The sequence below is a fragment of the Paenibacillus sp. B46(2026) genome, from assembly GCF_056786355.1.
The window spans coordinates 188,932-201,747 of sequence record NZ_CM165907.1; the positions used below are offsets into that span (position 1 = coordinate 188,932).

General features: G+C 45.5%; 12 protein-coding genes and 1 other RNA gene. 11 read left to right on the top strand and 2 right to left on the bottom strand.

Features of this window, described 5'->3' with window-relative positions:
* The first annotated feature begins 1 nt into the window (after position 1).
* Together gpmI and eno are read left to right on the top strand one after the other, a co-directional pair.
* Positions 2-1,546 (top strand): 2,3-bisphosphoglycerate-independent phosphoglycerate mutase, encoded by a 1,545-nt coding sequence (gene gpmI, locus AC1S8V_RS00925; RefSeq protein ID WP_482072070.1) that lies wholly within the window; start codon positions 2-4, stop codon positions 1,544-1,546.
* A 241-nt stretch (positions 1,547-1,787) separates the two neighbouring features.
* On the top strand, positions 1,788-3,074 hold the full coding sequence (gene eno, locus AC1S8V_RS00930; protein ID WP_062837741.1) for a phosphopyruvate hydratase: 1,287 nt from the start codon (positions 1,788-1,790) through the stop codon (positions 3,072-3,074).
* A 120-nt stretch (positions 3,075-3,194) separates the two neighbouring features.
* Here the strand turns inward: eno and AC1S8V_RS00935 are convergent, their stop codons facing one another.
* Both AC1S8V_RS00935 and AC1S8V_RS00940 read right to left on the bottom strand, forming a co-directional pair.
* The gene (locus AC1S8V_RS00935) at positions 3,195-3,566 is read right to left on the bottom strand and encodes a DUF8051 family protein (RefSeq protein WP_482072071.1); all 372 of its coding nucleotides are present in this window, start codon (positions 3,564-3,566) and stop codon (positions 3,195-3,197) included.
* A 100-nt stretch (positions 3,567-3,666) separates the two neighbouring features.
* Positions 3,667-4,470, bottom strand: a complete 804-nt coding sequence (locus AC1S8V_RS00940) for a DUF6597 domain-containing transcriptional factor (protein WP_482072072.1) — start codon at positions 4,468-4,470, stop codon at positions 3,667-3,669.
* A 213-nt stretch (positions 4,471-4,683) separates the two neighbouring features.
* Between AC1S8V_RS00940 and secG the strand changes: the two genes are divergently transcribed.
* The 9 genes from secG (at position 4,684) to AC1S8V_RS00985 (ending at position 12,671) form a co-directional block, all read left to right on the top strand.
* A complete protein-coding gene (secG, locus tag AC1S8V_RS00945; RefSeq protein WP_062837740.1) occupies positions 4,684-4,917 on the top strand; it encodes a preprotein translocase subunit SecG in 234 nt (77 codons plus the stop codon).
* A 557-nt stretch (positions 4,918-5,474) separates the two neighbouring features.
* On the top strand, positions 5,475-8,273 hold the full coding sequence (gene rnr / locus AC1S8V_RS00950; protein WP_482072073.1) for a ribonuclease R: 2,799 nt from the start codon (positions 5,475-5,477) through the stop codon (positions 8,271-8,273).
* A 261-nt stretch (positions 8,274-8,534) separates the two neighbouring features.
* Positions 8,535-9,017, top strand: a complete 483-nt coding sequence (smpB, locus tag AC1S8V_RS00955; protein WP_482072074.1) for an SsrA-binding protein SmpB — start codon at positions 8,535-8,537, stop codon at positions 9,015-9,017.
* 523 nt (positions 9,018-9,540) lie between these two features.
* Positions 9,541-9,905, top strand: a transfer-messenger RNA (tmRNA) gene (gene ssrA, locus AC1S8V_RS00960).
* 109 nt (positions 9,906-10,014) lie between these two features.
* The gene (locus AC1S8V_RS00965; protein ID WP_482072075.1) at positions 10,015-10,665 is read left to right on the top strand and encodes a hypothetical protein; all 651 of its coding nucleotides are present in this window, start codon (positions 10,015-10,017) and stop codon (positions 10,663-10,665) included.
* Positions 10,666-10,762: 97 nt separating this feature from the next.
* Complete coding sequence (locus AC1S8V_RS00970; protein WP_310342033.1) at positions 10,763-10,960, top strand: hypothetical protein; 198 nt, start codon at positions 10,763-10,765, stop codon at positions 10,958-10,960.
* Complete coding sequence (locus AC1S8V_RS00975) at positions 10,953-11,525, top strand: ATPase (RefSeq protein WP_482072076.1); 573 nt, start codon at positions 10,953-10,955, stop codon at positions 11,523-11,525. The genes AC1S8V_RS00970 and AC1S8V_RS00975 overlap by 8 nt, the downstream gene beginning before the upstream one ends.
* A 213-nt stretch (positions 11,526-11,738) precedes the next feature.
* Positions 11,739-12,068: a hypothetical protein gene (locus AC1S8V_RS00980; protein WP_482072077.1), complete on the top strand. Its 330-nt coding sequence runs from the start codon at positions 11,739-11,741 to the stop codon at positions 12,066-12,068.
* A 240-nt stretch (positions 12,069-12,308) separates the two neighbouring features.
* Positions 12,309-12,671 (top strand): hypothetical protein, encoded by a 363-nt coding sequence (locus AC1S8V_RS00985; protein ID WP_482072078.1) that lies wholly within the window; start codon positions 12,309-12,311, stop codon positions 12,669-12,671.
* Positions 12,672-12,816: the final 145 nt, after the last annotated feature.

The following is a 12,816-nucleotide window of genomic DNA, read 5'->3' on the forward strand; positions in this document are numbered from 1 at the left end:
GATGACAGCTCCAAAACCTGTAGCACTGATCATCATGGATGGCTTCGGTCTGCGTAACACGGTGGAAGGTAACGCGGTAGCGCAAGCCAAGAAACCTAACTATGACCGTTTCATGAGCCAATTCCCACATACAACGCTCACTGCTTGCGGTGAAGCTGTAGGTTTGCCAGAAGGGCAAATGGGAAATTCCGAGGTAGGTCACCTGAACATTGGTGCCGGCCGGATCGTATACCAGGATTTGACCCGTATCTCCAAATCCATTCGCGACGGTGAGTTCTACGACAATGAAACACTTGTCAAAGCGGTTCGCGAAGCGAAACAAAGCGGTAAAAAACTTCATCTCTACGGTTTGTTGTCCGATGGCGGCGTACATAGTCACATCGACCACCTGTTTGCTATGCTGGATCTGGCTAAAAAAGAAGGATTGAACGATGTATATATTCATGCCTTCATGGATGGCCGTGATGTTATGCCAGACAGTGGTAGAGACTTCATGCAGAAGCTGATCGCCAAGATTGAAGAAGTTGGTGTAGGACAAATCGCAACGGTTCAAGGTCGCTATTACGCGATGGACCGTGACAAACGTTGGGAACGGGTTGAGAAATCATACCGCGCCATCGTTTATGGAGATGGACCGAAATACACTGACCCACTCAAAGCAGTTGAAGAATCGTATGAGAAATCCGTATTTGATGAATTCGTTGAACCAACGGTTATCGTCAAAGCGGATGGTGAGCCGGTAGGTTTGGTGGAAAGCGGCGATTCCGTCATCTTCCTCAACTTCCGTCCTGACCGTGCAATCCAGTTGTCGCAAGTATTCACGAACCAGGATTTCCGCGGTTTCGATCGTGGTCCGAAGTTCCCTGTGGGCTTGCACTTTGTTTGTTTGACTTTGTTCAGCGAGACGGTTGAAGGTTATGTGGCTTATTCGCCGAAGAACCTCGACAACACGTTGGGTGAAGTTCTGGTACAGAACAATAAAAAACAACTGCGTATTGCAGAAACGGAGAAATACCCGCACGTTACCTTCTTCTTCAGCGGCGGTCGTGATGTGGAGCTTCCGGGCGAAACTCGCGTGCTGATTAACTCACCAAAAGTTGCAACGTATGATCTGCAACCAGAGATGAGCGCGTATGAAGTGGCTGACGCATGTGTTCGCGAGATCGAAGCAGACAAACATGACGCCATCATTCTGAACTTTGCTAACCCTGATATGGTTGGACACTCCGGTATGCTGGAGCCTACCATCAAAGCAGTTGAAGTAACAGATGAGTGCATGGGTCGTGTTGTGGATGCAGTACTTGCCAAAGGCGGCGTTGTACTGATCACTGCGGATCATGGTAACGCGGATATGGTGTTCGATGAGCAAGGACGTCCGTTCACAGCTCATACAACGAACCCGGTTCCATTCATCGTTACGGATGCCAATGTAACCCTGCGTGAAGGCGGAATCCTGGCGGATATCGCGCCAACGATCCTTGACCTGATGCAATTGCCTAAACCGGAAGAAATGACAGGTACATCCGTTATTGCTTCCCGTAAATAAGTTACGCAACAACATATATAAATTGGGCAGTTTGGCGTTTGCACATTGAACGAAGGTAAGCAGAAATAGTCTGAAGAAGCAACGCGTTCGCCTTTATCACATGATTTCAACTTATGAAAATAAGTTCAAAGAAATCAGGGGATAACAGCGATCGGAAGACGATTCTGCTGACGTAGTGAAATAAGGGCAAACACAAGGTGGTCCAAAAATTAAATCCCAACTATAAAGGAGATTATCACAAATGACTATTATTTCTGACGTGTACGCTCGCGAAGTCCTCGACTCCCGCGGTAACCCTACAGTAGAAGTTGAAGTATACCTGGAGTCCGGCGCAATCGGACGCGCAATCGTTCCATCCGGTGCATCCACTGGTGCCCACGAAGCAGTTGAGCTTCGCGATGGCGACAAATCCCGTTACCTCGGTAAAGGCGTTCTGCAAGCTGTTAAAAACGTAAACGAAACAATCGCTCCAGAAGTTATTGGTATGGATGCATTGGATCAACTGGGTATCGACAAATTGATGATCACTTTGGATGGTACGCCAAACAAAGGTAAACTGGGTGCTAACGCAATCCTGGCTGTATCCATGGCAGTCGCTCGCGCAGCTGCTGACGCTCTGGACCTGCCATTGTACGTTTACCTGGGCGGATTCAACGCTAAAGCATTGCCAGTTCCAATGATGAACATCATCAACGGCGGTGAGCATGCTGACAACAACATCGACGTTCAAGAGTTCATGGTTCTTCCTGTTGGAGCACCAAGCTTCAAAGAAGCTCTTCGCGTAGGCGCAGAAATCTTCCACAACCTGAAATCCGTACTGAGCTCCAAAGGCTTGAACACAGCTGTAGGTGACGAAGGTGGTTTCGCACCGAACCTTGGTTCAAACGAAGAAGCAATCACTACAATCATCGAAGCTATTGAAAAAGCTGGTTACAAACCAGGCGTTGACGTATTCCTGGGTATGGACGTAGCATCCACTGAGTTCTACAAAGATGGTAAATACACACTTGCTGGCGAAGGTAAATCTTACACTTCCGCTGAATATGTTGACCTTCTGGCTTCATGGGTTGAGAAATACCCAATTATCACAATCGAAGACGGTATGTCCGAAGACGACTGGGATGGTTGGAAATTGCTCACTGAGAAATTGGGAGACAAAGTACAACTCGTTGGTGATGACCTGTTCGTAACAAACACTGAGCGTCTGGGCAGAGGTATCGATGAAGGCATCGGTAACTCCATCCTGATCAAAGTTAACCAAATCGGTACATTGACTGAAACATTTGATGCAATCGAAATGGCTAAACGTGCAGGATACACAGCTGTAATCTCCCACCGTTCCGGTGAGTCCGAAGACAGCACAATTGCTGACATCGCTGTTGCTACAAACGCAGGTCAAATCAAAACGGGTGCTCCTTCCCGTACAGACCGTATTGCGAAGTACAACCAATTGCTCCGCATTGAGGATCAACTGGGTGAACTGGCTCAATACAATGGTCTCAAAGGATTCTACAACCTTAAAAAATAAGCTTATTGAACAGATTAAAGACAGACCAGTTCCAGGTCTGTCTTTTTGTGTTGTAAACTCCAAAAAAGCAACCGGATTCGTTGCTTTAGTCAGATTTGATTTAAGAAGAAATATAGATGCTCAGTGACCAATAGCTGTGACAAAGAGGAAGAGGAAAATAGCCATGGAGATATTCACAATTTCGAGTAATAGTAGTGGTTTGCTCATTTTTGTCGGTGATTTAGGGAAGATACCAGCAAGATCAATGGCATACACAACAAAGTACAGAACGGCAATCACCTGAGCCATCCATATAGCATGAGAGGATGAAACTAACAGAAGATAACTGGTGATGTATGATCCAACTCCAAGCAAAATTAAAAACAAATTAAACCCCCAAAATACGAATCCCTTGAGCTTGGAGAAATCCCGGTTTTCAATGGGCCCGCCCGGAACCAGGATTGCCAGTAAAGTGACATTTAAAAATACGATTATGCTTGCTATAATCATCATACTTGCATGCGCCTTCCTTTCTATTCATCATCGCTGTGGCTAGAGTATATCAGGTCAGAAAGTCCGGTGTATTGTAAAAAATAAGCATGCAGATGAGTAGTCATAATCTATTTTTGCCACGCCACATAAAGCCAAGGGTAAGTTCTTCAATCGAATTCTCAAGTTCGTTTACGGTTTTACCGGCAAATTTTTTGCAAGTTTTAATGAAATGAGACTGATCATAGTATTGTTCATATATGTCGGTGGTGTACATTTGTGTATTCACAACGTTCTGGTGAAACTTCATGATATCTCCATACACTTTCGGGGGTAGACCTACATATCGCTTAAATGTACGCTCAAGCGTACTGATGGAAATCCCGAAAAACGATGCCATGTGAGAGACATTCAGGTTTCCGCATTGCTGCTCGACATAAGAGAGCATGTGATCGGTACGGCGAGTGTCCATTAAATTTGTGCTGATTTTTTCAAGAAAATAATGATTAATAGCTGTAATGAGCAAATCGTGATCTCGGGCAGCGTTGATTTCTTTCCGTAGTTGTTCTATTCCGGGGGCTACGTCGTCTGCTGAGCATATTCGCTCGGTTAGCTGAGAGATGGGGTGTTCAAAGGATTGAATATATCCTACAGGAGTCAATGAAATGCCAATTTGGTGCAGGTTATCTCCGTACTGGACATGCTTTGCCCTCTTAATCTGACCGATCACTGCTGAATCAGGGATTGGAATGCGAATTTTTTGCTCGATGAGATGGTAGGGAGATCCGAAATTAAAAATGATATTGATATGGCCTAATGGCATAATAATGTCTTGTCTGTTCGTCGCTGTGAGCTTGTCTGCTTCTACAATCCATATATAATCGATTATGCCTTTCAGGGCATCTGTGGCTTGAAATGTTCGAATCATTTTGCCCTCCCTAATATGCTGTGCATCAAGGTATGCCCTTGTCTCAGGTGGTATTATAACGTGAGTATGATCATATTGTCATGGTTAACACATGAGATGCATTGCTATTTGGCATTTGTTGCACTACTTGTATCACAACAATAGCTATGTTACAATTAAAGTAACTGTTTTTATGGTAAGATGTTATGCCCACATGGGTAGGAGGTGGAAAGAATGGATATTGCTTTGAAATTGCTGCTCGTTGTCTTCTCGATCGGTCTAATCACTGTAGTATTGCTGCAGCACGGGAAAAGCGCTGGTTTGGCGGGTGCCATCTCCGGTGGTGCGGAACATCTTTTCGGTAAAACGAAAGCGCGCGGATTGGATCTCTTCCTGCAACGTGCAACGGTGGTACTGGGTGCAGGATTTATGATTTTGTCTATTATTGTTACGGTTGTTTCCAAGTAAGACTTGGATCAGCTTGGCAATGAATAGCTCTTAAGCTAACGGCTTAATTGATAAACCTTCGTTTCGTGGAGAAACGGGGGTTTTTTAATAAATTCTTACGCGTCCAAACTTTTCCAATGATGAATAGACTCCATGATTTCGGTCTTCTCCTTAGCTTCTGTTTAGAATTCCTTCCTTAGCGTGAAACACCCCTATCATGTATGGTATGTCCCTCGCTTATTCGTTACGCGAATTCACTCCTTATAATGAATGTCATGTGTACAGAAAATTTTTCGGGTCTAGTCCTTTTCCAGATGCGTACTGCATCTGTGCCGCATAAAATGTCTGTAGAGATATGTGAAAGCGTGATTATAGAGGAGCGCCAGGCCACTGTGGTTTTTTTGCGAGGTACGGATGGTCCGGATTGAATTCGTGTATACTAGGGTATGAGATAGTATGGTTGCACTACTACACTCTACACGGCAGTGGCTATGTGTATCATGAAAATGGTAAGGATTCCGATACATAAAGAGATGAGACTTGAATACACTTTTATGTTTCCCGAGGTGAATATATTAATGATAACAGAACAACAATTGCTCGACTTTATGCGGGAAACCGCTTATAAACCCATGACTTATCAGGAGTTGGAACAGCACTTCGCGATCGAAGATGCAGCTGATTTCAAAGCCTTTTTGATTATGCTTAATACGCTGGAGGAATCCGGTAAAGTTTTACTGACCCGTAACAATCGCTATGGCATGCCAGAACGCATGGATTTGGTACGCGGACGTTTACAGGCTCACGCCAAAGGGTTCGCTTTCCTCATTCCTGAGGATCGGGAGCACCCGGATGTGTACATTCACGCCAATGATATGAAGAGTGCGATGAATGGTGACACGGTATTGGTTAAAGTCACGTCTCAAGGACCTTCTGGCGGTCGCCTTGAAGGTGAGATCATTCGCATTGTTACTCGCGCTGTAACACAAGTCGTTGGTGTGTTCCAAAGCCATGAAGTGTACGGCTTCGTCATTCCGGATGACAAACGGATTAATCGCGATATTTTCATCCCGCGTACCAACTTTGCAGGAGCTGTTGATGGGCAAAAAGTCGTTGCACGTATCGTCAGCTACCCAGAGGGTCGTGCTGCAGCTGAAGGTGAAGTGATCGAGATTCTCGGTCATAAGGATGAGCCGGGCATTGATATTTTATCCGTCATTCGTAAGCATCAGCTGCCTGAAGCTTTCCCGGATGAAGTGGTAGAAGAGGCGGAGAAAGCACCAGACTCCATCACAGATGAGGAAATCGTTCAGCAGGGTCGCCGTGATCTGCGTGGACTTAACATTGTCACGATTGATGGTGAAGATGCCAAGGATCTGGATGATGCTGTTAATGTAGAGAAACTGCCTAACGGTAATTACCGTCTGGGTGTTCATATTGCCGATGTTGGCTACTATGTGCAGGAGAATTCGAAGCTGGATCAGGAAGCCTACAACCGTGGATGCAGTGTGTATCTGGTGGACCGGGTTATTCCGATGCTGCCACAACGTCTGTCCAACGGGATCTGTAGTTTGAACCCGCAGGTAGACCGCCTGACCCTGTCTTGTGAGATGGAGTTCAACGACCAGATGAAGGTTGTGAAACATGATATTTTCACAAGTGTAATCAAAACCAAAGAGCGGATGACGTATTCCAACGTCCGTAAAATCCTTGAAGGTGAAGAGCCGGAATTGCTCGAGCGTTATAAGGATCTGGTAGATGATTTTCATCTGATGAAAGAGATTGCCTTGAAGCTGCGTGCCATGCGTATGCGCCGTGGTGCGGTTGACTTTGATTTTGAAGAATCCAAAATCATTGTGGACGCAGAATGCAAACCGGTGGATATCGTAAAACGGGAGCGTTCGATTGCGGAGCAAATCATTGAGGAGTTCATGTTGGCAGCCAATGAAACGGTGGCAGAGCATTTCCACTGGTTGAAGGTTCCATTCATCTATCGTGTGCATGAAGACCCGGATCAGGAAAAACTGCAAAATTTCCTCGCCTTTGCGGCGAATTTCGGACATCAGGTCAAAGGACGCGGAAACGCAATTCATCCACGTGCGCTTCAATCGTTGCTTGAGGATATCAACGGAACGAAAGAACAGACCGTGATCAGTACGATGATGCTCCGTTCCATGAAGCAGGCGAAGTATGATTCTGAAATGTCAGGTCACTTTGGCCTCGCGGCAGAATTCTACAGTCACTTTACGTCTCCGATTCGTCGTTATCCCGATCTCGTCATTCACCGTGTGATTCGCGAAGTCATTGAAAATAATGGGGCTTTGCCGGAGAACCGTCAGGAGTATTTGGCAGCACGCATGGCCGATATCGCCCAGCAGTCCTCAGAACGTGAACGTGTGGCGGTAGAAGCTGAGCGGGATACGGAGAAAATGAAAAAAGCCGAGTACATGCTCGATAAAGTAGGCGAAGAATTCGAAGGTATGATCAGCAGTGTGACCAGCTTTGGTATGTTCATTGAGTTGGAAAACACGGTTGAAGGTCTGATTCGTCTGAGCGCGCTCACGGACGACTATTACCATTTTGACGATCAGCATATGGCTCTGATTGGTGAACGTACCTCGAAAGTCTTCCGCATCGGTGATGAGGTGAAGATCCGTGTAGCACGTGTAAGCATGGAAGAGTATACGATTGATTTTGAAATGGTGGATATGAAACCTCGTGGTGAACGTCCTGGCGGCTTCGGTGGCGGACGTGGCGGTAAAGGTGGACGCCCAGCAGGTAGTGGTGGCGGACGCGGCGGTGCCAAGGGTGGACCTGGTGGATTCAGCGGCTCGCGTGGCGGTAAAGGCGGCTCAACTGGTGCTGGAGTCAACCGTGGTGGCAGATCAACGGAAGAAAGCAGCAAAGGTGGACGTGGCGGTCGGAGTGCTGCTGCGAGTACAGGAGCCGGTGCAGGTTCATCTGGTGGCTATGCAGGTAAAGGCGGGGGCAAGCCGAAAGGTGAGCGTCGTGCTAGTGATGCTAGTGGATCAACTGGCCGGGGCAAAGGCGCGGTGAGCTTTGGTTTTGGCTCAGGTAAAGGCGGATATGGCTCTACATCGGGTGGATCGGATAGTAGTTCAACCGGTGGACAAGGAAGTGGCCTGAACAGCGGCAGCGGTCGCGGTGAAGGAAGCTTTAAGTCCGGCAAGGGCGGCGGTAAAGGTGGCAAAGGCGGAAGTGGACGCAAGAACACTTCACCTAGCGGCGTATTTATCGGAGAAGCTGCAACACCTGGTGGCACTCAGGAAGGCGGAGCACCACGACGTAAGCGGAAGAAGAGCAAAGGTGCAGCTGGTAACGGCACGGCAGCTTTTGTACGGAAAAAGAAAAAATAATAGCGCTACAGTCACTTGGGAGAAATGGATTGCAATTCGTTCCTCCAAGGTAAGCGTGAGAGAAATCATCACTTCAGTTATGTGTTGTTTCGCACAGTTCGAAAGTGGTGTAATGAGGAGGGGCGGCAGAGGTCGCCTCTTTCTTGATTTTAACAGCCGTACTTGCTACAATTAAGGTCTGGCACGTGGTACGTTAGTGCAACATGGGTGGGCTGCTATAGAGCATGGTACCGGCTTATTTTACGGAGAAGGAGTGAGGACATGGGCAAGAATGATGGACAGAGTAAAGTGCTCGCACAGAATAAAAAGGCTTCCCATGACTACTTCATTGAAGATACGTATGAAGCGGGCATGGTGCTTACCGGAACGGAGATCAAATCTCTTCGCAACGGCCGTGCGAATATTGGTGATGCATTTGCCACGATTCGGAACGGTGAGATTCATATTCACAATATGCATATTAGTCCTTTTGAACAAGGGAACCGAAATAATCCGCTCGATCCTACACGTACGCGCAAGTTGCTGATGCATAAAGTGCAGATTCACAAGCTGCTCGGGCTGTCGAAACAGGATGGGTACAGCATTGTGCCGCTGAAGATCTATATCCGCAACGGATACGCAAAGCTCTTGCTCGGACTGGGTAAAGGTAAGAAACAGTTCGACAAGCGCGAGAGTGCAGCCAAGCGGGATGCACAACGTGATATTCAACGGGTGCTGCGCGAGAAGCAGAAGGTTGCACGTTAAGTGAAGCACTGATTGATGTATGAGTTAAGGAGTCTCAAGGTTTGTCCAGCAATGGGCAAAATTGAGGCTTTTTTATTTTTAGTGGAAAGGGGATGTGATGTGATTAGCCGAAGTGTGCAGTGAGCTGGTTTTTATTGATGTGTGACTAAGAAAAGCTTGGAGTTAAGTGCGGTGATGAATCTAAATTATCAGCTGTTGCGTAGTTTGACTGGAACGTGGGTAAGATACTTAGGTGCAGTTGTTCGTGATGCGATCTGGGCAAACTTTACTTCCGATTGGTGACGCGGTATAATATGTAGACGATTGAGCCTGTTGTATTGGATAACCTTGTACACATGCTCAGCCTGCTGGAATGTCTTCCAGCAATCTGTACTATTTCGGTGATGTGTCCTGTGTTATGATTATTCATGTAGCAGACATGAATGCCGAGTTTGAAAGAAGCATCTTTTTACCTTGGAGGAAAAAGATGTGCAGCACCTTTGCTCCGTATTCACGGATTAATCCTGGAGCCCTTCTTCATTGAGGGGGCGTTTATGGATTCGACGGGGATAGTTCGAGCATGGGTAGCGGGTAGTGGGGACGCGTCCGCTTTATCAACGCTAAAGCCTATTAAACGGCAAACAACAAACAAACTACGCTTTCGCAGCCTAAGAAACTGTGTGCGTGCTTCTACCCTGCATCGCCCATGTGACAGGGATAGGGGCTAACAAGTAGTGGGATACGCTGTCACATCTCCGCCTGGGGTGTGCTGAAGAAGACAATCAGGCTGACCCAACGTATAGCCGGTTACGGGGCGATACTCGGGTGACATCAAAACTGTGACTACACCCGTAGAAGCTTATGTGCCGTTATCTTCGGACAGGGGTTCGACTCCCCTCGCCTCCATTAGCAGTATCAGAAACGGCCACCATTTGGTGGCCGTTTTTGTATATCAATCTATTATTCTGGTAATACTAATTACTATATTAATAGATTTGGAGTGAGGACATTGACCTTAATGACTATTAAGAAGGAAAACCATATTCACATTTCAGATTATAAGAATTTAGTTAGAGAAATAGTCAGGGGAGGATCGTTGTTTTCGTTATTCAAATTTCAAACTGAAATGATACGAAAGTTAACTGCTGATAATGGAACAGACTTCACACAGCAGAGAATTGTTGACTTTTTGAGTATATTAAAAGAAGTAGCTGATGATTGCTTATTATGCAATAAGTGCAATCAAACATATAAATTTAGGATTTGTACCGGACTAAGTTATAAAAAAGACAATGCAATTGAGTTAACTTGTGAAGGGTGTGGCGATTGTTACACTCATTCTGAGGAGCGAAGTCATTTCACCTATTTTAACTTTGAAGTATGGAGAGAAGTAGATAATCTAAGGAAGCGATCTAGGGGATTTACTATAAGCTATCGACTTAGTAGTTCACCTGAGAGATCACTTCTTTTTATAAACGATAATAAAGAGATACGTCCTGAAATATGGATTAATGGCCATCGAGTTTTTCAAGCAAAGGAAGTGAAAAATTACTGGAATTACTCAAAAGAGCTAATTAAAAAATGGAAAAAGAATGAGGAAATACAAGCGAAATATACGCGAAAAGAAAATGGAACGATTTATGAATTAGATGAAAGAAAAAATGGATAAATATTTTAGCTATATAACACCATCAATCAGTGTTCTGATTGGTGGTATTCAGTTTGTGATATAATAGGGATAATTTAAAACTGGAGGGGGACTGAGAATGTTTACAAATCGAAAACAACTCCAAGAAATTTTAAACAAAGCAAGTCAACATGCACGGAAACAAGCTAAAGAATCAGGTGCCTCTATTTATTATATAAAGAATAACAAACGCGTTCGTGAGGATGCTGCCGGTAATAAATTCGAAATTATATTTGATGCTACTGGGAAACGCCAGGAGTTGGAGTATCATGAGTGAAATCAGACCAGTCATGACTGTGTTTGCGGGTACCAATGGAGCAGGGAAAAGCACACTCAGCATGCAAATGAGAGAGTGGCTTGGTGAACTGGTTGATCCAGATCAAATTGCAAGAGAGTTGAAGCCAGAGAATCCGCGCAGTGCTGACCTGTCTGCTGGCAGGGAAGCAGTGAAAAGAATCCGATCTCTCATTAAAAGTGGTACAAACTTTGCTATTGAAACGACATTGTCCGGATCATTTGTTTTGAAACATATGGAAATAGCAAAAGAAAACAATTATGAAATTGTCGTTTACTATATCGGTCTTGAGGATGTTCAAATGCATATAGATCGTGTAGCCTCTCGTGTTGAACAAGGTGGACATTGGATCGCAGAAGAAGACATTCGTTATCGATATGGTCAGTCATTGAAGAACCTTAAACCGGCTCTAGCCATCGCAGATCGGGTTATCATCATTGATAATACATATGAGCCTTTAATTGTTGCGGAAATCATACAAGGTGATTTGATCTATTGTGTTGAGTCCATACCTGCTTGGGCTAATCCTGTTCTTGTGGGTTATTGATACTCGGGTGACATCAAAACTGTGGCTACACTCGTAGAAGCTTATGTGCCGTTATCTTCGGACAGGGGTTCGACTCCCCTCGCCTCCATTAGAGTCAAGAAACCATCAACCAGCGTTCTGGTTGGTGGTTTTTCTGTTTATGCTATAATCTTTGTAAATTAAGCTGATGCAAGCCTGATAAACTTCGTAATCTCCCAAAGGAGGCAAAAAAGCATGAGCCAAACGCAGCAACAGATCGGCGAGTTTGTTGCAGGGATACAAGCATATGTCTCGCCAGTAAATGTGATTAATCCTTGGAGAGATTATGTGACGGGCTATGATATCTGCCCCGAAGCGGTAAAGATTCGTTCGGAACATTTGGTCAGGTATTTGGAACCACGAATGTCCAAGGCTCGGTACATTTTTATTGCTGAAGCCGTGGGATATCAAGGGGCGAGGTTCTCCGGTGTACCCTTGACGTCGGATGACGAATCGGACGCCGACTTTGGCAGAGTTGGAGGATGGTTTGCCATTTGCCAGACAGCTTATACAACTGAATCCTGATGCTCAGATCGTGGCTATTGGCAGAAAGTCAGCAGACACGTTAAGCTCCCATCTCATTAAACATCACCATGTCCCTCATCCTGCAAATGGAAGGGCAGTACAATATCAAAAAGCAGTAAGGTCAATTATCTAGCCCATTTTGAACTGGAGGAATGTAAGGCTAACATATGCACCTTATCGTCCAAGTGCTATACACATAACGTAAAGCCCTATCATATAAAGATTGGTTGGTGAAGCTGAATGAGTGGAAAATACTGGCTTGTGGTGCAATATCCGCTGAAGAGCGCGCAGGGCAGCAAACGAGATCATTGGTTGAAGGAAAAGGTGACGGAATATCTGGAAATCGTTCTGACCCAGGCGGAGTTGGGAGAGGTGGATGGATGTGATCTGGGTAGCCGTGTGGCTGATCCAAAGGAATATGTAATGAACATTTTTTGTGTGGTAACGGACGAAGATCGGAGCTTAGCGCTAATTAAAAAATTGCTGAGGGAGAGTCGGTTGGATTACACCCGCATCCAAATCGCTACGATGCCATATGGCACAGAAGGAAGCTACACGCTGAAATATGCCTCCAAAAAAGGCGTTACCGAATTCTCGCTTTGATCACGATTCGCTGTTTCTTACCATAACGAACTGTACTTCTCCTGCCTGAGGGCGGTTTGCCCCCGACACTTTCCCGACTTAAATTCATCATACGAGAAAACGATAATTGGATTTCCCAACCTTAACCACTCGATCAACACTCTGT

Coding starts and splice junctions, on each gene's coding strand:
- gpmI (WP_482072070.1), top strand. CDS start 2: ATGACAGCTCCAAAACCTGTAGCACTGATCATCATGGATGGCTTCGGT.
- eno (WP_062837741.1), top strand. CDS start 1,788: ATGACTATTATTTCTGACGTGTACGCTCGCGAAGTCCTCGACTCCCGC.
- AC1S8V_RS00935 (WP_482072071.1), bottom strand. CDS start 3,566: ATGATGATTATAGCAAGCATAATCGTATTTTTAAATGTCACTTTACTG.
- AC1S8V_RS00940 (WP_482072072.1), bottom strand. CDS start 4,470: ATGATTCGAACATTTCAAGCCACAGATGCCCTGAAAGGCATAATCGAT.
- secG (WP_062837740.1), top strand. CDS start 4,684: ATGGATATTGCTTTGAAATTGCTGCTCGTTGTCTTCTCGATCGGTCTA.
- rnr (WP_482072073.1), top strand. CDS start 5,475: ATGATAACAGAACAACAATTGCTCGACTTTATGCGGGAAACCGCTTAT.
- smpB (WP_482072074.1), top strand. CDS start 8,535: ATGGGCAAGAATGATGGACAGAGTAAAGTGCTCGCACAGAATAAAAAG.
- AC1S8V_RS00965 (WP_482072075.1), top strand. CDS start 10,015: ATGACTATTAAGAAGGAAAACCATATTCACATTTCAGATTATAAGAAT.
- AC1S8V_RS00970 (WP_310342033.1), top strand. CDS start 10,763: ATGTTTACAAATCGAAAACAACTCCAAGAAATTTTAAACAAAGCAAGT.
- AC1S8V_RS00975 (WP_482072076.1), top strand. CDS start 10,953: ATGAGTGAAATCAGACCAGTCATGACTGTGTTTGCGGGTACCAATGGA.
- AC1S8V_RS00980 (WP_482072077.1), top strand. CDS start 11,739: ATGAGCCAAACGCAGCAACAGATCGGCGAGTTTGTTGCAGGGATACAA.
- AC1S8V_RS00985 (WP_482072078.1), top strand. CDS start 12,309: ATGAGTGGAAAATACTGGCTTGTGGTGCAATATCCGCTGAAGAGCGCG.